Raw genomic sequence first — 24,936 nt, 5'->3', positions numbered from 1 at the left:
TGGGTGATACAATGAAAGAATTAAAAAAGAATTTTTTATGAGGAGCTGGAATAGCTGCCAATCAAGCTGAGGGATTTACCAATGTTGATGGTAAAGGAATCTCAACAGCAGATGCTTGACCAATTGATAAGAACTTTGATGTCAATAATGTCATTGAGGGAATTACGATGACCAAAGAAAAAATTGCTAAGTACTTGGATCCCAAAAATGATTACTACTTTCCAAAGCGTAATGGAATTGGTTTCTACCAAACTTACAAAGAGGATATTAAAATATTATCGGAGTTAGGATTAAAAGTATTCAGGATGTCAATTGCTTGAACAAGAATTTTTCCTAACGGAGATGAAAAAGAACCAAATCAAGCGGGTTTAAAATATTATGAAAATATTGTCAACGAGTGTTTGAAATATAACATTAAAGTTTTATTCACTCTCCAACATAATGAAATCCCTTTAGGGATTGCGCAAAACTACGGGGGTTGAGCTAACAAAAAAGTAATTGATTTCTTTGTTAACTATGCTTTGGTGGTAATGAATAAATTTAAAGGTAAGGTTAATTACTGGGTACCATTTAATGAATTTAATCATTTGGGTTTTGATAATACTGCTATTTATGATGACACCAAAGATTTAATAAATGAATCTTACAATGCCTTTCATAATCAGTTTGTTGCTAACGCTAAAGTAATTCAATTAGGAAAACAAATTGATGCTAATAATCAATTTGGAACTATGTTAGGATGAATGCTATCATATCCACTAACTTGTCATCCCAAAGATGTTTTAGAAAATTATCAAAAAATGCAAAAAGAAAACTATTTTTTTGCCGATGTCTTTTTGAAGGGACAGTACCCATGATATACAGAAAAACTTTTCAGTGATTTAAAAGTTAAACTAAGAACTACACCACAAGAGTTGGAATTAATAAAAAATTATACTGCTGACTTTATTGGTTTTAGTTATTATTCGTCAGGAACTGCAACTTTTAGAGAAGATGAAAAAGTAACTGGGGGAAATGTTATGGCCACTGGGGTTAATGAGTACTTAGAGAAAACCGCATGAGGTTGACAAGTGGATCCAGTTGGTTTAAAAATTGCCATGTTAGATTTATATGATCGTTATGCCAAACCTTTATTTATTTTAGAAAATGGTATGGGGGTTAAGGAAGACAATCCTGATTTGAAAATGATTAATGATACTTACAGAATTAAGTATTTATCAGATCACATTGAACAAATAAAATCAGCAGTCGCTGATGGGGTTGAGTGTCTTGGTTATGTAACTTGAAGTGCTATTGATATTATCTCGTTTTCAACACATCAAATGTCAAAACGATATGGCCTGATTTACGTTGACCAAGATGATTATGGCAATGGTACTAAATCTCGAATCAAAAAAGCTTCGTTTGAATGATACAAAAAAGTAATCAAGTCAAATGGAGATACCACAATTAAGGAGGACTAGATTGTGAAAGTAATTAAATTATATGCTCCCTGTGATGGGGAAATTAATGATATCACCGCAATGGATGATGAAGTCTTTTCTAGCAAAAGTTTAGGGGATGGTTTTTGTATAACTCCGTCAAGTAATACTTTCTATCCAGTATTTAAATCAGGAACTATTCCAATGATTTTTGAAACTAAACACGCCATTTATTTTCAAAATGAAGATATTAATTTATTAATGCATATTGGAATTGATACTGTTAAATTAAATGGTCAAGGTTTTTCAACTCACAAAGAAGTTGGTGAAAAATTCAAATTAACTGATAAGATTGTTGATGTTGATTTAAAGCTTCTCAAAAATAAAAATATATCTTCACAAACTGCCTTAGTAATTGAAGAAGACATTTTAAAAAAATATCAACTAACTAAAACATTAACCAGTGGAGTTGTTAAGGCTGGAACCCTGATTGGTCAGTTGACTTTAGAAGCTGATGATGTAAGTCTTAAGAAATCTGCTCTTAAAGCCAAAATAATTAATCAGGCAGCAAGTGACTTTTTAAAACAAGTTGGAGGTCCAGAGAATTTTAGTGATTATCGTAACTGTTTAACAAGATTAAGATTCACAATTATAGATAAAAATTTAGTTGATAGTGAAGCTATAAGTCAAAACCGATTAGTTAAGGGTTTGGTATGAAACGGTAGTGAACTACAAATTGTTATTGGATCTGAGGTTCGTAAAGTTAAAAACGCAATTGATGAATTAATGAATCACGGCAGTAAAACTATTACCAATCAAGGGAAAACCAAAATTGTTTGGTATCGTCGTTTACTACAATTTGTAGTAGCAGTTGTTGTACCATGTTTACCATTAATGTTTTACACCGGACTGAGTAGTGGGGTGGCTGCTTTATTTCAACAACTGGGATGAGCCAAACCAGGATGAGAAGGACTTGGTGATTTAGATCCTTTCTCAGCTTTCCTAATCATTAACTCAAGAGTTGGATTTATGCTACTTGGAGTATTCTTTGGATACACCACTGCTAAATATTTCAATGCCAATCCCATTCTAGCTTTATTAATTTGTTTAACTCTATCAAGTCGTTTATTATTTGGAGTTGAATGACCTATTATTGCAAATGTGTTTGGGGAAAGAAATATTAGTTGAAAAGGATATGAAAATTCAGTATTAATTTATATTATCGCTGTTATTGGTTATGCTTATCTAAATCGATGAGTAGAAAAATGAATGCCTGACAGTGTCTCAAATATTTTTACTCCAATTGTCAGTGTTGGGGTAACTATTAGTGTTGCCTTCTTTGTAGTAGGACCATTTGTAACATTATTTGAAGAACTATTAGCAAAAGGGGTTTTGGTATCTTTAAAAATTCCTTTTGGAATTGGACCACTAATTGTTGCCTTCTTATTACAACCATTAGTATTAACTGGAGCTCATTTAGCTTTATCAACAATTGTAATGCAGTCAATGATTAATACTGGTGAAGCTTCAATCTACTTTGTCTGTGTGGGACTAGCAGCCTTTGGTCAAGGGGGAGCGGTTCTAGGAGCTGCAATTCGCAGTAAAGATTTAGCTTTCAAAAGAAATGCTTATGGAATTTTTCCGATTGCAACATTCTTTGGAATTACCGAACCAGCATTATATGCCATAACATTGCCAAAAGGAAAACCATTTGTTAGTGCTTGTACAGCTGCTGGAATTGGTGGTTTCATTGCTGGATTACTAAATTTAGAAATGAACAATTATACTGGTAATGGGGTTTTCTCGGCTTTAGGATTTAATAGCATTGCAAACATTTGAATTTATTTAGCCTTAGGATTTGGAGTCGTTGGTTTAGCCTTGGTATTTACATTATTAACTTATCGTGAACGACCAGATGAATTCAAAAGTGTAGTTTACTTAAATAAACATTTAAAAAATCAAGTTAAAGAAAATAATCAAGTAACTTTAGATGCTTTAAATGAAATTAGCTTAACAATTCAGGCTAAACAAGAATTCATTAACCAAATAGAAAATAACATTATCTTAGGACAAAAAAACCAAGAAAAACTTAACAAAGTTAATAAAACTCAAACTAGTTCAAAAACATCAATAACTAGTGAGAAAAATCAAATTTTGCTAACCACTTTAGAAAACCAGGCTTTGAGTATAAAAAATGATTTGGATTTGCAATTAAAGGAATTAACAACTTGTCAAAATCAATGAATTGGGGAAATCAATAACTTGATTGACTCGCTAGAATTTAAAAATGAAAAAGTTAAAACTAAAGTAGTTAAAAAATATGAAAATAAAATTAAGTCTTTAAATTTAAACTATGGAGTTTAATACAAAGATATAGTTAACCTTCAAAAAAAATATTTTTATTGCACTTTGGTCATCTTATATTTAATTACTAATATTATGTAATTAAAGAGTAATGGTGGAAGTGTTGCCTTTAAATTACACAATATTAATGTATTATATTTACATTATCAATAATGATTTGGAAAGAATAGTTGGTATAGCATGAAAAAATATGGAATAGAAAATTTAAGAAATGCCGGTATTAAAGATTGAATTAAAAATTCAAAACTTATTAATTACACTGGAGTTGAAAATCTAAGTATAAATTTGGATTTAGATTTGCTCATTGAGAAAGTTACGGCTATGGGTGAAGAGAATTTAAAAGATCCTAAAATAAAAGAAATTATAAACATTTTATCTACTGAGTAAAAATCCATTTTTAAAAGCTTCAGAATGAGGATGACAAATTGATCATCAAGGAATTCGTTATACTATGAATGATTTGTACTCCCATTATAACTTACCATTAGTGGTGACTGAAAACGGTATTGGAGTTGTTGAGAGTTTAGATAATAATAATGAAATCCATGATGATTATCGAATTGATTATTTAAGTCAACATATTAATGAAATGAGTAAAGCTATTAATGAAGATGTAGTAGAGGTTTTAGGCTATACTTTATGAATTCCAATTGATGTAATCTCTCATGGAACTAGTGAAATGTCAAAACGTTATGGTTTAATTTATGTTGACCAAGATGATTTAGGACAAGGTACTAAAAAACGTTTTAAAAAAGATAGTTTTTATTGATATCAAAAACTAATTAAATCAAATGGGGAGAATGTTTAGAGTGGTGCAAAAACAGCGTTCATGCGCTGTTTTTTTCATATTACTTAAATTTTATATTTTTGCTAATTTTAATATGAATAGTATATAATTAAGTTGTTAGCTTTTATAGAGTATATGATACTTAATCAAGAATAAAGCATAAATTTACTTTGCAATTTTCTATTTAATAGCTGATATAGTTAAAAATCAAATTTCATGATTTTTTGATAAAATTCAATAAGTCATAATAGAAAAGTGCGAAAATGAAAATTAAATCCAATAAAAAAACATATTTATGATTAGGAGTTTTTGGTAGTTTGGCGCTAGTGGCCTCTAGTTCAGCGATTTTAGCAAACTCTTTATCACACAATAATAATCCTAAAATTTTATTAAAAAATAATTATAATTTTACTTCAAAACAACAAGTTATTTCCTCATTTCAAAAGGCTGACATTGAAGAAGAATTGATTGCTTTGTATTTAAATGAATTAGAAAAGGTTAGCACCAATTCGTTTCACAAAAGTATGGTTCAAAATAGCGATTTTATAGATGTCAATCTACAAATCCAAAATGAAATTTCTTCCAGATTGGTAACTCGAAATTATAGCGAAGGTCAAGTTCGTGAACAAATTGGTTTTGTAAAAAATATTTTATTTCAAAATATTTTAGCATACGAAAATCTAGTAAGCTCAGATGATTATGATCAAATCATGAAAATAGAATTCTTTAAGTATAATTTTGATGAATGATCTAATTTAAATAATGTAGAAAAATATAAGTATATTTATAACTGCAGAGAGTCTTTTATAAAGGTTATTCAAGGACTTCTAGATTTAAAGAAAATTAAGCAGGAAATTATGCGAAGGGAATTTTTGGGAAACAATGAAGTAGTAGCAGAAAACACAATACGTGTTTCAGAAATTGATGAAAAGACAAGAGATGTAGACGAATCGATTGCTGAGCTAAATTCTCAAATTGACAATATAAATAGATTAGACTCAAAGTTATTGGAAGAGACAACCGATAGTTGAAATAATTTTGCCGACTTAACTACAAGATATAATTGAGTAATGGGTACTGGTAGTAGCACCGTTGCTGCCGTTGCCTTATCAATGTGATGTGCTTGATTTATGCCTGCAGCCATTTTAAGCAATATCGCTTTTAAAGAATCGGCTGCGGGATTTAGAAATGCGACTGACAATTTAGGCAGCAGAGAATATGAAGCTTTTGAACGCATTCAAATATTTATTTTGCATGGAAGATTTGCATTAAGAATTATGGGAACATATAAACAAAATGGAGTTCTTAGTAGAAATTTCATAAAAATTACCGATAAATGTTCTAAGGCTTTAAATAAAGCTTTGGCGATACTGACAATGCTTAATACGATTCATACAATGACTAAAATAACTGATAATTATAATGAAATAAAATATGGATTTAAATTTAAAACTAGAGAGATTGAAACTAATTCTTTAAATACTAGTTTTTTAGAGAAAAACTCTATTGCTTCGCAAATTAAAAGTTTTGATAATGAAGTATATTTATTAATGTTAGAAAAAAATAATCTAATTAATTACAATAACCTTTTAAAAATAAAAAATAGAGATATTGAAATGTTTAATCGTGAATTAGATTTAAACTACTCAGATGTTGAGGATGTTTTTTCTTACGGTAATTTAATTCAAAAAAATAGTTTTATCAAAAGAAATTCTTCCGCTAATTATGATAAAATTGGTGATGATGATTTAAAAGATTTCTATATTAATTTAAGACTCGATAATGAAAAAAAGATAAATGAACTTAAATCTAATTTAAATATTTTCGAAAACGAATATTCTTACAATGATAAAAATTATTGGAGAACTATTTTTGAAGATATTTTCATGAACAAAATAAATATTTTAAATAATTTATTTTACATTTAATTTGTATCGAACTTTTTTAAAAGGGAGAATTAAATAGGTAATTTTAAGAAAACTACTTGAACACTTTTATCACTTTTTCACTGCTGTCGTTAGTCTTAAGTCATGTATTATTTTTTTTTGAAATAAAAAAAACTTTAATTTATGATATCGCATATTTCCAAAAGGATTTATTCAATCAGAATGATGGCTTAATTGAAAGACCCTATATTAATCTAAAATAATGATAATTTCATTTTGAAAATTGAGAAGTGCCAAAGATAATAAAGTGGTATATATTACATTTTTGCCATTTTGAATTATTTGCACAATTATCTTAACGATGATTGGTTGAATCCAAAAAAGCGACTCAAATAAATTAATTGTTAGAGGTACTTGATTTTTTACTATTTTATTTACATTAAATATAATTATTCGGTTAATATTTTTTTAAATCCAAAAATATTTGAAATTAACATTGCTAAAAATAGGGATTTATACTTTTAAAGAAATTATTTAGTAAAAAATGTTAGAGCAAAAAAATCAATTAACAAATAGAACAAACAGCTGAGGTTTTAAAAACTATTATTGAAAAAAAATTATAATAATGAGTATTTTATTGTAAGTGACTTGTTCAATATCAATAACAATTATTTTAATACTAATATCGCACTATTTTATTTTTTAATTTAAAAAGCGCTAAAACCAAAGTAAGTATACTATCAAGGAGAACATAAATGAAAATTAAAAAAATTCCAAAATATCAAATAACTATTTCCTATCAATTGGTACTGATAATCAGCGTAATCATAATATCTTTACCTATTTTTTTAATCGGAGGGTCAGAGGTTTTTATTAAAGATATGCCCGGAATTGAAGATTACTTTTTTAATGAATTTCAAGTAAATGGAGTAAGTATCTACAAAACGGCATCCCTAAGCACAGAAGGGGTATATTCATCAATTTTTGGCTTTTCTAATAATATTTCGGGTTATATATTAATGTGTTGGTGTACTGGACTTTTAATTGCCTTGCTTTTTGAGCCGATAACTAGTCTTGCTTGATTTCATCCATCAGAGCTTTGAGGTAAAAAAAACCTTATGTGAAGATCAGTGGTCGAATTTACAGTATCAATTTTTTTAATAGTTATATACTCGATTTCCTTAAGTGGGGGAGTTTTTTATCGCGCGTTTGATGAACAAATTTTTAAATATTTCGGTAAAGATTTTTTTAATACAGATGAGCTTCAAAGTCAATTACAAATATTAAGAGAATCAATTAATGAAGTTTTTAATTATAATAGTTTTGCTATTAGCAATGCTTTTGCTATCACATTTGCTCTTATCTCTGCTTTGACTATTACTGCGTGATGAATTTATACTTATTTAGATACAAAGTTAGAAAAAAGACGTAATAACAAAAATGATGTTCTTTATCAAGAAAAGCCAGCTTTCGAAGCCTAAAAATTGGTTTTTTATTATAGAAAAAAAATGCTCTCAACATAGAGAGTGTACACCCATATGTAACTATTTTAATGCATTAATTAAATAATGCATAAAATGTTTTATTTAGGTGTACACTATCATATAAGTAAGAACATTTTTTATTTTTAACGATCAATAACTTGAATATACTTATGAAAATAATAGTTTTCTGAAAATCTTAAGAAAAACATTAATCCAAATCCATAAATTATTTCAATTATAAATAGTGGCATTCATACAACTGTCATATAGCAACTAATCAAAAGATTATTTAAGTAATTTTTAATTTCATAATTTTTGAGAAAAATCTCAAAATTTTCTAATCGTTTATTTAAGTAGTAATTTTTTGATTGACTATAATTTTTGGAAAGAATCTTCTTTTCGGGTGTTTCTAAATCCTGATTAATTATTCCCATTAGAGTTTTAACCATTTGCTCGGTAAATATCTTTTGATAAACAAAATAGTTATAATCAGTTTCAAAATCTACTCAAAATTCATTATTTATGATATCACTTTCATAGTATTGAGTGTTTAGACTGGCGATTGCCTTCGGACTAAAAACCGCCTTATAATCATTTCTTCGAAAGCTATCACATTGATAACTTAGAAAGGTTGTGGGCAAGTTTAAGATTTCCAATGCAAAATCAAAGTAATTCAAGTTATTTTCATATTTTTGAAAAGAGGTAAATTCTTCAATAAATACGGTTCATTCATCGTCTTTGACAATTGATAAACCGTTTTCTAAGTGACTAAATGCATCTTGAAAAACCCCATCCAATATACTTTCAACTCGAGACTCATTGCCCTCATTGATAACAATGTAGTATTCATCTTCTTCTAATAAATTTTTTAGATTATTTAAATTAATTAATTGCATTTGATTTTTTGCAAAGTTTATTCCGTTGCTTGCAAAAAATAAATAAAAGATAAAAAATATTAATATAAGTAAAAAATTAATAAACGGCGCTATTGCAAATCAATAATTTTTGATAAAACTTTTCATTTTGTATTTGTCCTTGTTCATATATAGTATATAATAAAATCATAAGGAAGATATATAAAATGAAAAAATTATTATTATCTCTATCATTAATAATTTCAATAACTTCATCCCCGGTATTAACTTTATCTTGTTCTAAAGAAGTTAAGCATATTTTTGAAGATGAAGTAGAAATGTTAAATATGGCTGATATTGAGACACAAATCCGTGAGCCCCGACCAAAAGATCTTGTAACCGACTATATTGATGAAGTTGTTAGTATTTTTGAAAATTGGTCTAAAGATTTAATTTATAAAACTCATTATGAAATAATTGCTACTAATAAAGAGGCGGAATTCACGGTTGGTGATCAAGTCTATATCAAACCAGTTAAAGATAATGATAAAATCTATGGAAAAATAATCAATAAAGCAACAAATTTAATTAGCTTATCGGAATTAGATGAAGAATTAAATTTAATAAAGCCTTTACCAGGAGAAGACAAAAATACTTTTGATAAAATATTAATTGAATTTTTGGAAGCAAAAATAAGGGGAATTAAACTAAAAACCGATTATGAAATAATTTATAATATGAAAAATGATTTGTCTTTTTCAAAAGGAGATTCTATTACTGTGTCTTCTTTACCAAAATCAAGAATAGTTCGAGGAGCATCTGTTGTACAAATCAATATTTTTGACATAAATACCATTAATTATGAAAAATCAATTCCTAGAATAAATGAGAAAATAGTAGATGTAGAAACGCGACTTGAAAAAGTCATACAAACTAATGTTTTTGATGCCAAAAAGGGTGAAGACTACACTTTTGAATTCCCATCAGGCTCAAACTCACTAAGAGAGGGAGATAAAGTAAAAATAGTTGCTAAAAAAGATTCGCGAATCTTAACTGGTGAAGATGTTGAGTTTGTTGTTCAAACCTATAATATTAAAGATTTAAAGGAAACTATTGAATCATTTGATTTCAATTTTAAAACAAATCAAGAATTATTTTTAAATCAGATTGAAACCGCTATATTATCAGAGGTTCCACAAGCTAAAAGAGGTTTTGACTACACTTTAGTATCAAATACAGATTTTCAATATTTCATGCCAACAGATACTGTAGAATTACAAATTATTCCGGGTAATTACTATCTAATAGGAGAAAAGTTAACTTTCGAGGTCCCTAAGCTTGATTTACAAGTAATTGAAAATGATATTTCAAATATCGAAATTCAATTGGGAGTAACTACAATTCAAGAATTTCAAGAAGAAGTAAATTTAACTTTAGATTTATTATCTTCAGACATTGATATTAAAGATCAAGTAGAAATAAAAACAGAAAATCTGGAGACTACCTTTAACGGAAATTCTAGTGTGGAAATCATACCAGCAGATAATTCGTTTTTCTTTTCACCAAAGTCTAAGAGCATTGTTAAAAAAATGGATTATATAAAACTTGATGAAGTAAAAGATTTTTTGGCTCCAACACTTAATATTTATGCAGGGGCAACATCTCAATCAATTATTGACTTAATCAAGGACCTTCTATTAACTGATTTTAGACTATCGGTTTTAAAGGAGGGCGTTGATTTTGAATTAACAACATCATCAAGAAATGATTTTCTCTACTACACTGACAGCGTTTGTTTAAGTGTAATTCAAAATTCCAATCTCTTAAAAGGGGGTGAAATTGTTTTCGATGTTAATGAACTAGAAATTGAAGGAATTAAGTCTGAGCTTGATAAGTTGGAAATTAATTCACAAAATAGTCATCTTGAAAATCAAATTTTAATTAATAGTTGTCTGCATGAAATGGTTCCATTTATGAGTGAATATGAGGATTACAAAATATTTATTTATGAAGGAAATAATTCTGATAGATATTTTCAAAAGTGCTCAATTATATTTTTTAGTGGTAAATGGCTTAGTAAGGAAACAACAATTGATTTATCAATTAATTAGAAAAGGTAATTAAAAAATAGGGAGACAGAATTAAGTCTTTAAAATAAAATATAGATAAACAATAAAATAATTTAAAAATATCTCCTTTTGGAAGACCCAAAATGGTTTCCTGAAAAAAGTTAGACATTTCTTCATTGATTATCGAATTGATTATTTAAGTCAAATTATTAATGAAATGAGTAAAGCTATTAGCGAAGATGGGGTGGAATTTTTAGGCTATACCCTATGAACCCCGATTGATGCAATATCTCATGGAACTAGTGAAATGTCAAAATGTTATGGTTTAATTTATGTTGACCAAGATGATTTAGGACAGAGCACTAAAAAGCGTTTTAAAAAAGATGGCTTTTATTGATATCAAAAACTAATTAAATTAAATGGCAATAATTTTTAAGAGTATTATAAAACAACGCTTAAGCGTTGTTTTTTCATATTTAAATAAACTTTATAATGTGTTAATTTAAATATCAATAGTATATAATTAAGTTGTTAGTTTTTATAGAGTATATAATACTTAATTAAAAATGAAGTATAATTTTACTTTAAATATTAATAAAACATATGAGATAACATTTCTAATTGCATTTATTTAATTTTGTAGTTCATTATGACTTTCTCAAAAAAGAAACTTTAAATAATCTATTTTATTTATAGTCCAAGGAGGATCGGAAATGAAAGCTGAAATAATTACAAAGCAAGAAACATCAAAATTGAACAAATATTATATTTGAATAATTTTATCAGCTGCATTTTTATCTGTTCTGATTTTTATTTTGTGTTTTTTAGTTGCAGGGAAAAGTCAATTTCTTTTTGAAATACCCCACGTCAAAGAAGATTACTTTAACGGTTTTTTAAATGAGAAAGGAGAACAACTACAATTTAGAAGATTTAAATTATCAATTGCATTGGCTTCATTTGGAAAAGAAGGACTTATAAATGTGCAAGTAATGTACACATTAACTTTTTATTTACCTGCAATTTTTGCATTAGCTGAACTTTTTGAAATACCTAGAATTAAAAAAAATAAAATTAATGATAAACAAGTTTTATGACTTAGTTTTGTATTAATGCTTGTTTTAATAAACGTAATTGCTCAGTTAATAATGTTTTTGAGTCCTAATATTATGGAAATAACTTTTAGAAAATATTTAAATGTTTATTATGAAGAAAATTTTTTATCATCAACAATTGGAGGGGAAATTTTAGAAAGTCAAATTGCAGATGCGGTTCAAGGTTTAAATGAAATTTATTCAAATAAATTTCACATTTTAGCAATTATAATTATTGTTTTATGTTTTATAGAGTTGATTATTATTTCGTTCTTTTTCTTTTTCAGACAAAAAGACTTTTTCAAAAAAAGAAAGACAAAAATTAGAAATGAATTAATAGAATAATAAATAAATTTTTATAAATTTATGAATAAAATGATTAGAAGGGAAATAATATGACTAAAAATGAAAAACATTGATTAATTTCTCTTTTGATTACATATTTGCTATTTGCTTTGACGCTTTTATTTTCAGTAATAATGGTATATATGTGATTTTCAAAAAAAATTTATATAAAATACTTGCCAAATATTGAAAAAGATTTTTTTAATGGCTTTATAGTTGGCGGTAATGATATTTATGATAAAGCTTATGTCACAAGTAAATACTTAATATTTCCTTTTGGAAAATCATTATATGAACCTGGACCGTATTTATTGACTAGTATAATCGTAATTTTGGCAATCTTTGTTTATTTACCTTTGGCATCATTGAGATTACGAAGCGACGTATTTAAAAGAACTTTTTTTTGATTTAATGGAGTAATTTTATTGCCCTTCATAATATTGATGGGAGTGGGATTTGCTTTACCAATGAATATCAATACTTATACAAAAGTTTTTGATCAGCAGATTTATAGGTATTTTGGTGAAGATTTTTTTCACACCCAACAACTACAAGAACAGTTAGATATTTTTAGATCTTCAGTTGTTGAAAGTTTTGGTTTTTCAAAAGGAGTTATTTTTAATTCCTTGGGAATGGTTTTTGTTTTATTATCTTCTTTGGCAATTGTTTATTGCATGGTAAAAGATGTTTTAATAATCAAAAATCTCAAAAACATGGATGATTTAGCAAAACTAGAAATTCCGGCAGCAGTTGAAGTTTCAGAAGAAGATATTTGGTTTTCTTCAAAACAAGTTGTCAATAGAAAATACTTTTTTGTCCTACTGTTATTCACTTCTATACTTACTATTTCTACAATTGTTTTATTTTTCATGTTCGCGCTGGAAACTTTTAAGTTGTCAGAAATACCTTTTGTTGGGAAAGAATACTTTAATGGTTTTATCGATCAAGGTGGTCGAAGAGCGGGTAAAGACCATTTAAGAATGGAAGGATTGTTAACTTCTTTTTGGTTTATACCAATTAGCAGTTGAAAATTCAAGTTTTTCTTAACTTTTTTACCTCTTTGAGGTTGAGCATCAGTTAATGTAATGTTTATTCACAAATACTACAAAGGTCAGGTAAATAATGGTTTAATTTTTTGAGTAAATATTTTTTTAATTATCTTTTTAGTTAATATTTGCTTGCAATTGTCGGGTTTCTTGAGTTTTAGAAACTATGAAAATTTTGCTAGAAACTCTGTTTATGCTGATTTTGAAAAAAATTATTTAATAAAAACTATTGGATTAAAGACTTTGGAAAGCCAAATTAATGACACCGCCAAAGGTTTGCAGAGTTTAATAGCTCCTAAATATGATGCGTTTGTAATCTCTCAAATAGTTTTAATTGCAATTACAATCGGGGTGGCTATGACCTGAAACACAGCTTATCTTTTAAAAAAAGATAAGGATTTAAATCCCGAACAAATACCAAAATCAAAAATTTAAAAACTAAAAATAAATATCATGGAAGGATAGCATATGAAAAAATTTAAATTACATAATTCAATATTATTCTGATTAATATTCGCATTCTTAAGTACTAGTGCAATATTAACTTTTAGTACTTACTGGTTTTTATTCAGTAAAACTATGAGAGTTATTGATATTCCTGGAGTTGAAAATAGTTTTTTTAACGGATTTATAAATCAGTGGAATTATGATTTAGATTATACAGTTTTTCAACCGCGACACCTTATTAACCCCTTTAGTCAGTTAGTACAAATTGGAGGTTTTTTTGACACATTCTGAATTTTTGAGTTCTCAATAATCATGCTTTGCGTTATAATTATTTTACCTATTGGATTGAAAAATACCTGATTTTCCAAGCCTGATGAGTTTTATATTAAAAAAATTTACTCTTATAATTTTTTGATAATTATATTTATAATTTGCTTCTGTCAATTTATAATCTATTTTAATTTTGATTTTTATCAATTAATGTTTGAAAAAACAATCTACCAAAACTTTAATCATAAATTTTTATTAGATGAATTGGGATTAGAAGAATTGAATTCGCAAATAAATATAGCAGTTAGTGGGCTTAAAGATATACTTAAATTTAAAACTGACGCCCTAGTTTTAACCACAACAATATTTATGGGATTTGGAATTTTTTTATTAGCTTATGCAGATGTATTTAATTTAATATTTTCTAAAAAAATAATTAGTAAAAATGCCGGAAATGAATAAGCCTTGCTTTTTTAAGATATTATAAGAGTTTTTATTGAACCCATTTTTAAAAGCATCAGAATGGGGATGACAAATTGATCCACCAAGAATTGGCTATGCTATGAATAATTTTTAATTCTATTACAACTTACCATTAGTGGTGGCTGAAAAACGGCATTAAAGTTGTTGAGATTTTAGATAAGAATAATATGATTATCGAATCAATTATTTACATTAGCCTATCACTGAACTAGCAAAACTATTAATGAAGATGGAGTACAGGGTTTGGACTATACTTTATGAACTACAATTGATGTAATTTCTCAATGAACTAGTGAAATCTCATAACTTTATGGTCTAATTTATGTAGACCAAGATGATTTGGGACAGGGAACTAAAACTATTTTTAAAGATATTTTTTTCATTGATATCAAAAACTAATTTAATCAAATGTAGAAAATGTTTAGAGTATTCCAAAAATAACGCACCGGCGTTATTTTTTTCATATTTAAATAAACTTTATAATGTGTTAATTTAAATATGAATAGTATATAATTAAGTTATTAGCTTTCATAGAGTATATAATTATTAATCAAAATTAGTCACAATAGAAAGACGCAAAAATGAAAACCAAATTTGAATATTTTAAAAAATTTTTTCTATACGCCTTTATCGCCTCTTCACTACTGTCACTAGTATTAAGTGTTGTATTGTATTTCTCTTTGTGAAATAAAAAAATTTTAATTTATGATATCCCATATTTTGAGAAGGATTTCTTCAATGGTTTAATTAACGAGGCGGGCAACCCAGTTAAAAGGCCATACATTAATCCAGCTATAATGATAATGTCATTTTGAAAATTGGGAAACGCCCGCGATAATGAAATGATATATATTACATTTTTACCATTTTGAATTATTTGCACAATTATCTTAACGATGATTGGTTGAATCCAAAAAAGTGGCTTTAATAAATTAGTTGTTGGAGGTATTGGATTTTTTACTTTCTTATTTACATTAAATATAATTATCCAGTTAATATTTTTTTTAAATCCAAAAATATTTGAAATTACAATTGCTAAACATATTGATTTTTTCTTTGAAAGAAATTATTTAGTAAAAAATGTTGGAGTAGAAAAACTTAATTGGCAAATAGAACAAACAGCAAAGGGTTTGGAAACAGAAACATCAACCTTAAGGAGACCTAAAATGGTTTCCTAAAGAAAGGTTGATTTTTTTGCCCCAAAAACCATATTCTCAGGAATTAAAATTATTAATTATTGAACTTTATAATAAAGGATTTAGTGCTAGTGAACTTGCAAAAGATTATGATATAAAATCTGGTCCACAACTTATAAAATTATGAGTTTCAATGTATAATCAATCCATAAAGAATGCAGGAAATAAATTATCTTGCAAAGGAGATTATATTTTGAAAAAAGATGTTAGTAATAAAGTATTAACAGACAAAATAGAAGAGCTACAAAAACAACTAAAAAAGAAAGATGAGGAATTTTTAAAACTACAGATTGAAAAAGAGTTCATGGAAAAGTGCATGCCCTCTTGCATGAATTACAGCCGCCAACAAGTGATGATGATTCAAGCAACGAGGGAGTATAAGTACAAAGCTTTTTGTTTAATTTATGAAATTGAATTTCGCAAAGTTTTATCAATTGCCAAAATGTGCAAAATTGCCAAGGTTTCTCGAAGCAAATATCAAAAGTTTAAAAAAGATAATTTATTATTAAACAATATTTCTAAAAATGATTATAAATTTAATTCAAGCACTTTACCGATTTTTCAAAGTAAAATTAAGCACGATGTTATTCAATTGATAAATGAGTTTTTCAAAGAAAACAAGATATCATCGGGTGCTAAAAACATTAAATTATGAATTAAATCTGTTTTTAACATTAAAGTTAGTGTTAAAACAATTCTAAAAATAATGAAAGATAACGAATTTAAATTTCAAAGCCCTTACCGATTCAAGCGAAGCAAAATTCTAGGTCGCGATTTAATGGAAAAAACCATTAGAGCTGATTTGATCGAAAACAATTTTAGTGCTAACAATTGCGGCGAAAAAATCGGAATTGATGGAACCGTATTAAAGCTATTAATTGATGGTAAGAAAGTTGAATTACTTTGTGAAATTGCCTATGATTTCTACAGTCGCAAAGTAATTGGATGAAAATTTGGTACCAGCGAAAATGCACAAATTGTTTTGGATGTTATAAAACAAGTACACAAATATTGTTTGAAAAATAGTTTCAATGATGCAATTATTCAATCTGATCGCGGCAGAGCAAATGCCTCAATTATAGTTAAAAATTTCGAAGAAAAACAAAATAACTTTATCATGTCGATGTCTAAAGCGGGTTTTAAACATAACGCACCAACAGAATCTATGAATGGTTGAATAAAGACAATTTTTTTTAAAACTTGTGGAATAGAATTTGATAGCATAGAAAATTTTGAAAATGAATTTAGTAAATTTGTTTTTGCCAAAAATAATCTACAAAATTTAAGGTATTAATTAAAAAAGGAGATTCATCGTTTTTGATGATGTCTCCTTAAGGTTGATGTTTCTAACTATTATTGGAACAAAATTTACAATAATGAGCATTTTATTATTAGTGACTTGTTCAATATCAATAACAATTATTTTAATACTAATAGTGCACTATTTTATTTTCGAATTCAAAGGTCGTAAAAAAGAAAGTAAAGAAATTATCAAGGAGAGTACAAATGAAAATTCTAAAAATTCCTAAACATAAAATAACTATTGCCTATCAATTGATTTTGATGATCAGTGTGATTATTGCATCGTTGCCGTTTTTTATAATTGGAGGGTCAAAAGTTTATATAAAGGATATGCCCGGAATTGAAAATTACTTCTTTAACGAATTTCAAGTAAATGGTGTAAGTATCTACAAAGAAGCATACTTAAGCACAGAAGGGGTATATTCATCAATTTTGGGCTTTTCTGATTTTAGTTCCGGTCACACATTAATGCTATTTTTAAGTACTTTCTGAATTTTTTTGCTATGAGGTCCGATAAGTTGACTTGCTTGATGCCCTCCATCAAAGGTATGAAGTGAAAAATCCCTGATATGAAAATCAGTAGTCGAATTTATACTATCAATTTTTTTAATAGTTATATACTTAATTTCTTTCAGCGGGGCTCGTTTTGACCAATCGTTTAATAATCAAATTTTTAAATATTTTGGTAAGGATTTTTTTAATACCGATGAACTTCAAAGTCAATTACAAATATTGAGAGAATCAATTAATGAAGTTTTTAATTATAATAGCTTTGCTATTAGTAGTGTATTCGCAATCCTATTCGCAATCCTATTTGCTATTATTTCTGCTTTGACAATAATTGCTTGATGAATTTATACTTATTTGGATAAAAAATTTAAAAAAAGACTTAATAACAAAAATGATGTTCTTTACCAGGAAGAAGTTGGCTTAGAAGTTTAAAAATCTTATTGCTAAGATATTTATTGTTCTATAAAACTTAATCATCGAAGCTATGCGATTCAGAACTTTGTATTTACAATGTTGATAGATTTAAATCAAGGATTCAAAAATAATTATCAATTGCAAATATAGAATTCAGGTTTTAAATAATTTATTTTAACTATAAAGGGGGTGAGGAAATGACAAAAAAAGAGAAGAAAAAAATGGCTTTTATTATAACTGCATATATTCTTGGAATATTTATGATGCTTTTATCAGATATCTATTTTCAAATACTAGTTGATAAAAGTATTTATATAAAAGACCTCCCTGGAATTGAAAAAGATTTTTTTAATGGATTTACTTTAAATGGTGAAGATATATCAAATATAGCAGTGCTAAATTCTAAATATTTATTGTTTCCATTTGGGGGCAAAATATTTTATGGTGGTAGAACTTTAATGTTTTGCTTAACTACTATTTTATTTTGAGTGGGTGTTATACCATTAATAATTTCACATTGAAGAGATAAAATGATTGGTAGAAAATGATTTTGGATTTCAGCAATAATTTCAATATTTTTAATAATCATTTTATTAGTTGGTTTTGCGCTAACAATTAATAAAAATATTTTTATAAAAGTATTTGAGGTGCAAACATATGGTTACTTTGGTAGAGATTTCTTTAATACCGTTGAATTACAACAACAACTTGATATATTAAGAAATTCAGTGCTAGAGGCATTTGGATATAAAAAATTTCTTGGGATAAATATTTCATATATTATAATTGGCTTGCTCACAATTTCAGCTATCTTATTTTGTCTTTTACAAGATTATCTTGGATTAAGAAATAAAGAAAACGATATAAATGCTTTATCTCAAAATAATTTATTAATGAGTGATTCTGAAAACCAAATCCAAGATAAACACCCCAGTGAAATGAGTGAAGCTGATTTTCAAAAATCAGGATTACTTATAAATGAGCCAAAATTTAAAATCAAAAAGCAATATTATTTATCACTTGTGTGATCAATTCTTATATTATCGGTACTTTCAATGATATTTTGATCAGTTTTATTTTTTGATTCAGTAAAAATTCAAGACATCCCGCTTGTAGAAAGTAATTACTTTAATGGCTTTATTAATCAAAAAGGTGAAATTATTAATGACTATAAATTTTATCCTAATTTATTATTTTCTTCTTACTCGATTGGTGGAATTATTGGACCAACTTGAATGTTTTTTTTAACTTTTATTCCACTTTGAATTTTATCTATAATGAATTTTTTTCATTTAAGACCTTATAAAAAAGAAGTAGATAGTCACAAGGTATTTTTAATTCACAACATTATTTGCTTTATTTTTTTAGCTAATATAATAATTCAACTAATATTTTTCTTTAGTCCTGAAAGTTACAAAATAGCTTTTGAAGATAATCTTTTTTTTGCTTTTGAAAAAAACTTTTTAATTAAAGAGGTTGGAAGAGAAAATTTAGACTATCAAATTAATAATGCCGTTCATGGTCTAAAAATCTTGTATGAGCAAAAACTAAATCCAATTGTGATAACACTTCTGACTATAAGTTTAGCCGCCGCATCTATATGCATTTTCTTTATCACTCAGTATTTCTGAGTTAGAAATAAAAATATTTCTCAAAAAAATACGAAAATTAATTAATAATTATATAATAATAATAATAATAATAATCTAAAAATATTGCTAGTAATAAAATGGGAGTAAAAATGAAAAAAAATAAAATATCCAGATTTACAACTACATTTATTACACAAATAATTATTATAGTTACTTCTATTACGATTCTTATTTCAATTATAAATATAGCAAACTCACGTATTTATATCAAAGATTTGCCTGGTGTCGAAGAAGATTTTTTTAATAATTTTCAAGTAGATGGTGTTTCTATTTTGAATACAGCATATCTGAGTTTGAAAGGTGTGTATTCATCATTTTTTTGAACCAAATCTTTTGAGGGTTATTGAGTATTATTTTCAGTAACTCTTCTACTCGCGATGTTAGTCATGGGACCAATTTTTAAAATTTTAACCTATAATTTCGAAAATCTTTGAGGTAGATTTTGGTGTTTTTGAAGTTCTTTCTTTGAATTAGTATTGCTAGTCCTTATTATCGTTGGGCTATCAATTCCTTTAAACAAAAATGTATTCAATCAATCTTTTGAAAATCAAATTTTTAAATATTTTGGTAAAGATTTTTTTAGTACACCAGAATTTCAAGAACAATTACAAATTCTAAAATTAGGCATTGGTAAAACTTTCAATTATAATAATTTATTAATTGAAAATGCCATTGAAATAACTCTGGCTTCGGTTTCTATTTTAGCAATACTTTTATGGTCACTTCATGATTACTTTGAAAACAAATTAGATAAAAGAAAGCAAGATAAAAATGATGTTCTCTATGAAAAATATGAAAGGCTAGAAATATAGAAATGAAGAAATTTAAATTACATAACAAAATTTGCTTTTGACTTATTTTTTCACTTCTTAGCCTAGGGGCAATATTTAGTCTTAGTACATATTTTTATCTTATTGGGGAAAATATAAATGTCAATAATTTAAGCGAAGTTCAAAAAGACTTTTTTAATAATTTTACAAATCAAGATGGCAAACCTATTCAAATTGTATTTTATTCATGAAATTTAATTACACCATTTAATAAGTGAGTTCCTCCAAGTAATCTTCTTGAAACAAATGTGTGCTCTTGATTAATGATGCCAATGGCAAGCGTCTTTATCTACTTTATCTTACCGATGAAAAAGTCTTGAAATAGGGAATATGATCATACATTTGTTAAAAGTATTTATTGATTTAGTCTTCTTATTTTCTTTTTCATTCTTTGCTTTTGGCAATTTTTAATGTACTTAAATGAAGATTTTTATGAAATGATATTTAAAAAAACTCTTGAGCGAAAGATTGATAAAAACTTTTTAGCAGAAAATTTGGGTGTAGAAGAACTAGAGCGTCAAACTCAAATTGTGGTAGCAGAGTTAAAAATTATTTTAAAAGCAAAAATAGATGCCTTGATTTTAACGTCGACTATATTTTTAGGATTGGGAATCACAACTTGGTTCTATGCAACAATGTTTAATCTAATTTTTGCTAAGAAAATCATTAATAAAGATTGAGAAAATAATTGCTTAAAAAATAGTGTTGATAATAGTTAAAAAATTTTATACTTTAGAAAGTTGGATTATTATATATGAATGAAAATCAAATAGAAAATAAAAAAGTTTCTTTAAGAATCCAAAAAATATTTTTAAACCCAAAACAATGAAATGTTTATTACTTTTTCTTGATTGGCATGGTTGTTTTACTGCTTATTATTAATATTGCTTGATTTTTATGGTTGAGTGGAGGACAAGAATTTATTAAAGATTTACCAGGCGTAGAGAATAGTTTTTTTAATGGTTTTACAAATAAAGAAATAGATATAAGCCAAAAAGTGACGTTCAGTCCTTCGAAGATGATATTCGCATTTCAGGATGGAATCACAACTTGGTCTATTTTAATAATTTCGTTAATATTGCTGGTACTATCTGTTGCCTGACCCGCAATCCTAAGTTATTTTTATGTAATTGGATTTTCTAGACAAAATAATTCTTTATTCTTTAGTTTTAGAAGAAGTTTAATCCCTTTTTATACTTTAATCCCAGCTATTATTTTTCTAATTGCTCAAAATTTCATTATAATTCAGTCAGAAACTTTCACAAGTAGTTTTGAATCCCAATTCTTTAACCAGTTCACTGATTTTAGTGAAGCTAATTGAACTCAAGAAATTAAAACCCAATTTGAAATTGCCAAAACAGGGGCAATAGAAATTTTTGATTCTAACGGCAATAAAATATTTTCAATTATTTCTACCGTTTTTTCAATCTTATTAATTTTGATGATTTTATTTTATAGTTCATTTGCAGCTTTTCATAAATTTGGAGAAGATTCAAAGCAAGAATAATGAATTTAATAAAATTAAAAATGGAAAAATTAAAAATAAAAACCTTTCTGATACGAAATATTTAAAATTCGTTTTTTAATTGATCATCACTGTGAATATTCTGAAAGTGTAGTAAAAAATTCCCTTTTGGGAATTTTTTTCATTTTTAACGATCAATTACCTGAATATATTTATGGAAGTAATAGTTCTCTGAAAATCTTAAAAAAATTAGCAAAGTGATTACATAAATTATTTCAATAATCAATAGTGCCATTCAGATGGCTGTAATATAACAACTAATTAATAGATTATTTAAATAATTCTTAATCTCGTATTTTTTCAAAAAAATTTCAAAGTTATCTAAACGTTTAGTTAAGTAATAATTTTTTGATTGTGAATATTTCTTAGAAAGTATTTTATTATCAGAATTTTCAATGTCATGATTTATTATCCCGATTAATGATTTAACTGATTGATTTAAAAAACTACTCTGATATAGAAAATAATTGCTATCTATATCATTATTAACTCAAAATTGATGATTAATAATGTTGTTTTTATTATAATGATATTTTAAATCAGAAATTGCGTTTAAATCAAAAACTGCCTCAAAGTCATTTTTTTGAAAGCTTTTTGATTGATAATTTAAATATAAAATTGGCAGATTTAAAATTTCTAAGAAAAAGTCAAAGTAATTTAATTCGTTGCTGTATTTTTGGTATAAAGTGGATTCTTGAAATTTTATTCATACGTTATTTTCGGGTATATTAAGACCTTCTTGCATAAAATTAAACGCATCCTGATAGATGCCATTTAGAATACTTTCAACACGATTTGCATTTTTATTGTTAATCAAGATGTAGTACTCATTTTTTTCTAGCAAATTACTTAGATTATCTGAATTAACCATGTTCATTTTTTGTTTAGCATGATTAATACCATTACTAGAAAAAAATAAATAGAAAATAAAAAATATTGAAATTATTAAGAAATTAATAAATCCTAATATCTTATAAAAATTTTTAATTACAAAATCGCGCAAATACTTTTTTCCTTAACACTTATAGTATACAATAACATTGAAAGGAAAACATTAAAATGAAAAGAATAATATTATCTTTATTTTTTATTATTCCAGCGACAACATCAGCAATCTCTACAATTTCGTGTTCTGCAAAAAAACAAAATAATTTTGAAAATGAAGTCGAAATGTTAGATATTGGCGATATAGAAAAAAGTATTAGAGAGCCAAAACCTAAAGAACTTGCTAAAGACTATTTTAATGAGATAATTGAGACATTTAGAAATTGGTCAAATGAGGTATTTTATCAAACTCATTACGAAATAATATCAACTAATAAAGAAAATTATTTTTCGGTGAATGATGAAATTTATATTAGAACCATTAAAGACAATAACAAAATTTATGGAAAAATAATAAATAAAATAGTAAATCATATAAGCCTTTCTAGATTTCAGTCAGATTTAGAGCTAGTAAAGCCTCTTCCTGGAGATGAAAAGAATAATTTTGAAAAAAATCTGATTTTGGAATTGAAAAACTCAATTCCAGCAGCCCAACATGAAGTGGATTTTAAAGTAATTTATGATATGGCACAAAATTCTGTTTTTTCAAAAGGAGATTTAATTACAATTCAATCAATTCCTGATTCAGAAATTATAAAAGGTGCGGCCATATTACAAATTAATATATTCGACATTAATCTAATTAATTTTGAAAGTATCAAGCCCCTAATAAATGAAAAGCATTCAATTATTAACGATAGGGTTGAAAAGAAGATAAATGAACATGTTTTTGGAGCAAAAATAAACCAAGATTACAAAATTGAATACTCCACATCTTTTGAAATTTTGAAAGAGGGGGATAAAGTAAAAATTATTGTTGATCCAGAATCAAGGTTTTTAATTGGTGACGACATTATTTTTACAATTAGTACTTTCAACATTAAGGAATTAAATGAAACCATTTCTAAATTAGATTTAGATTTTAATACTAATGTAAAAATTTATGAAAATAATTTAGAAGCCCAAATTCTAGACATAGTTCCATATGCAAAAAGAGGAATTGATTATATTATTAGCAATTCGAGTGAATTTGAGTTTTTTATACCAGGTAACAAAATTAATTTAAGTGTAATTGAATCAAGTAATTATTTAATTGGAGATTCATTGGAATTTGTGGTACCTAAAGTTAATTTATCGAAACTAAACGAAGAGTTTAGAAAAATTCAAGTAACTCCGGGAGTTACTGAATATAAATATTTTGAAGAGCAGTTTTTGTTAGTTCTGGAAACTTTTTCTCCAATTTTAGACATAACAGATGAATTAATAGTTTCTAAAAATAACTTAGAAAATACAATTTATGCAGATTCATCTATTAGCATAACCCCGAGGGAAAATTCTTATTTTTTTAATAACGATTTAAATGAAATTGTTATAAATTTCGAATTCATTGATAGTGAGGAATTAAACAATTTTATTATGCCGGCATTAAACTTATCTGCGGGAATGAGTAATCAGCTAACCAAAAAAATAATAAAGGACTTGTTATCAAGCAATGAAAAATACTCATCGCTAAGTGAGCATTTAGATTATGAGATAATTTGAAATTCTGATACTGAATTTTTGAAAATAGGAGAATCGGTGATTTTAAAACCGATAATCAATTCTAGATTATTGAAGGGCAAGGAAATAGAATGGTATCCAGCAGAGTTTGGATTATCTTCAATAAGATTAGAAATTGAAAAGCTAAATATAAATAATAAAAATTCGAACTTGGAAAACTATAAAATATTAAATCAGTTTTTAATTGATAACATTCCGTTTATGAAAGAAAATTTAGACTATACAATCGAGTGGTTTGATTGATATGAAGCAGAATTTGAAAATTGAAATAAGCAATTTGTAATAACTTTTAAAAAAGGGCAGTGAATTAAAAATGAAGAAGTAATTTTTATTAAAATTAAATAGAAAGAAATTTA

At 26.6% G+C, this 24,936-nt stretch carries 20 protein-coding genes and 1 pseudogene; 19 read left to right on the top strand and 2 right to left on the bottom strand.

Features of this window, described 5'->3' with window-relative positions; genetic code table 4:
* Window positions 1-11 precede the first annotated feature (11 nt).
* The 6 genes from SALLE_RS04770 to SALLE_RS04745 all read left to right on the top strand — a co-directional run bounded on the left by SALLE_RS04770 (window position 12) and on the right by SALLE_RS04745 (window position 7,939).
* Window positions 12-1,463 carry a glycoside hydrolase family 1 protein gene (locus SALLE_RS04770; RefSeq protein ID WP_115558483.1) on the top strand — a complete coding sequence of 484 codons (1,452 nt, stop codon included), beginning with the start codon at window positions 12-14 and terminating at the stop codon, window positions 1,461-1,463.
* Between the two features lie 3 nt (window positions 1,464-1,466).
* Window positions 1,467-3,785, top strand: a complete 2,319-nt coding sequence (locus tag SALLE_RS04765) for a PTS sugar transporter subunit IIABC (protein ID WP_115558482.1) — start codon at window positions 1,467-1,469, stop codon at window positions 3,783-3,785.
* Window positions 3,786-3,965: 180 nt separating this feature from the next.
* Window positions 3,966-4,172, top strand: coding sequence for a hypothetical protein (locus SALLE_RS04760; RefSeq protein WP_115558481.1), 207 nt, complete (start codon window positions 3,966-3,968; stop codon window positions 4,170-4,172).
* The gene (locus SALLE_RS04755) at window positions 4,165-4,593 is read left to right on the top strand and encodes a family 1 glycosylhydrolase (protein WP_342768169.1); all 429 of its coding nucleotides are present in this window, start codon (window positions 4,165-4,167) and stop codon (window positions 4,591-4,593) included. Before SALLE_RS04760 ends, SALLE_RS04755 begins: the two co-directional genes overlap by 8 nt.
* A gap of 242 nt (window positions 4,594-4,835) precedes the next feature.
* Window positions 4,836-6,500: a hypothetical protein gene (locus SALLE_RS04750; protein ID WP_115558479.1), complete on the top strand. Its 1,665-nt coding sequence runs from the start codon at window positions 4,836-4,838 to the stop codon at window positions 6,498-6,500.
* A gap of 713 nt (window positions 6,501-7,213) precedes the next feature.
* On the top strand, window positions 7,214-7,939 hold the full coding sequence (locus SALLE_RS04745) for a hypothetical protein (protein ID WP_115558478.1): 726 nt from the start codon (window positions 7,214-7,216) through the stop codon (window positions 7,937-7,939).
* Between the two features lie 146 nt (window positions 7,940-8,085).
* On the opposite strand, the gene SALLE_RS04740 is transcribed toward SALLE_RS04745, so the two are convergent.
* Entirely contained in the window at window positions 8,086-8,964 is an 879-nt protein-coding gene (locus SALLE_RS04740) for a hypothetical protein (protein ID WP_115558477.1), read from the bottom strand.
* Window positions 8,965-9,023: 59 nt separating this feature from the next.
* Here SALLE_RS04740 and SALLE_RS04735 point away from each other — a divergent pair, with 59 nt between their 5' ends.
* The 12 genes and pseudogenes from SALLE_RS04735 (at window position 9,024) to SALLE_RS04675 (ending at window position 21,958) form a co-directional block, all read left to right on the top strand.
* A complete protein-coding gene (locus SALLE_RS04735; protein WP_115558476.1) occupies window positions 9,024-10,907 on the top strand; it encodes a hypothetical protein in 1,884 nt (627 codons plus the stop codon).
* 139 nt (window positions 10,908-11,046) lie between these two features.
* A pseudogene (locus SALLE_RS04730) lies at window positions 11,047-11,301 on the top strand (family 1 glycosylhydrolase); the annotation flags it as partial.
* Between the two features lie 277 nt (window positions 11,302-11,578).
* A complete protein-coding gene (locus SALLE_RS04725) occupies window positions 11,579-12,301 on the top strand; it encodes a hypothetical protein (protein ID WP_115558474.1) in 723 nt (240 codons plus the stop codon).
* Between the two features lie 50 nt (window positions 12,302-12,351).
* Window positions 12,352-13,782: a hypothetical protein gene (locus SALLE_RS04720; RefSeq protein WP_115558473.1), complete on the top strand. Its 1,431-nt coding sequence runs from the start codon at window positions 12,352-12,354 to the stop codon at window positions 13,780-13,782.
* Window positions 13,783-13,815: 33 nt separating this feature from the next.
* On the top strand, window positions 13,816-14,526 hold the full coding sequence (locus SALLE_RS04715; protein ID WP_115558472.1) for a hypothetical protein: 711 nt from the start codon (window positions 13,816-13,818) through the stop codon (window positions 14,524-14,526).
* A gap of 602 nt (window positions 14,527-15,128) precedes the next feature.
* Window positions 15,129-15,725 (top strand): hypothetical protein, encoded by a 597-nt coding sequence (locus tag SALLE_RS04710; RefSeq protein WP_115558471.1) that lies wholly within the window; start codon window positions 15,129-15,131, stop codon window positions 15,723-15,725.
* A 16-nt stretch (window positions 15,726-15,741) separates the two neighbouring features.
* The gene (locus SALLE_RS04705; protein WP_115558470.1) at window positions 15,742-17,037 is read left to right on the top strand and encodes a hypothetical protein; all 1,296 of its coding nucleotides are present in this window, start codon (window positions 15,742-15,744) and stop codon (window positions 17,035-17,037) included.
* A 212-nt stretch (window positions 17,038-17,249) separates the two neighbouring features.
* Window positions 17,250-17,987 carry a hypothetical protein gene (locus SALLE_RS04695; RefSeq protein WP_115558468.1) on the top strand — a complete coding sequence of 246 codons (738 nt, stop codon included), beginning with the start codon at window positions 17,250-17,252 and terminating at the stop codon, window positions 17,985-17,987.
* 179 nt (window positions 17,988-18,166) lie between these two features.
* Window positions 18,167-19,645 (top strand): hypothetical protein, encoded by a 1,479-nt coding sequence (locus SALLE_RS04690; protein ID WP_115558467.1) that lies wholly within the window; start codon window positions 18,167-18,169, stop codon window positions 19,643-19,645.
* A gap of 65 nt (window positions 19,646-19,710) precedes the next feature.
* Window positions 19,711-20,433: a hypothetical protein gene (locus SALLE_RS04685; RefSeq protein WP_115558466.1), complete on the top strand. Its 723-nt coding sequence runs from the start codon at window positions 19,711-19,713 to the stop codon at window positions 20,431-20,433.
* Window positions 20,434-20,435: 2 nt separating this feature from the next.
* Window positions 20,436-21,170 carry a hypothetical protein gene (locus SALLE_RS04680; protein WP_115558465.1) on the top strand — a complete coding sequence of 245 codons (735 nt, stop codon included), beginning with the start codon at window positions 20,436-20,438 and terminating at the stop codon, window positions 21,168-21,170.
* A 35-nt stretch (window positions 21,171-21,205) separates the two neighbouring features.
* Entirely contained in the window at window positions 21,206-21,958 is a 753-nt protein-coding gene (locus SALLE_RS04675; protein WP_115558464.1) for a hypothetical protein, read from the top strand.
* Window positions 21,959-22,103: 145 nt separating this feature from the next.
* On the opposite strand, the gene SALLE_RS04670 is transcribed toward SALLE_RS04675, so the two are convergent.
* Window positions 22,104-22,979, bottom strand: coding sequence for a hypothetical protein (locus SALLE_RS04670; protein WP_115558463.1), 876 nt, complete (start codon window positions 22,977-22,979; stop codon window positions 22,104-22,106).
* Between the two features lie 56 nt (window positions 22,980-23,035).
* Between SALLE_RS04670 and SALLE_RS04665 the strand changes: the two genes are divergently transcribed.
* Complete coding sequence (locus tag SALLE_RS04665; protein WP_115558462.1) at window positions 23,036-24,925, top strand: hypothetical protein; 1,890 nt, start codon at window positions 23,036-23,038, stop codon at window positions 24,923-24,925.
* Window positions 24,926-24,936: the final 11 nt, after the last annotated feature.

This window comes from Spiroplasma alleghenense (genome assembly GCF_003363775.1).
GTDB classification, from domain to species: Bacteria; Bacillota_I; Bacilli_A; order Mycoplasmatales; family Mycoplasmataceae; genus Spiroplasma_B; species Spiroplasma_B alleghenense.
This window is presented reverse-complemented; position numbering and strand designations above follow the sequence as displayed.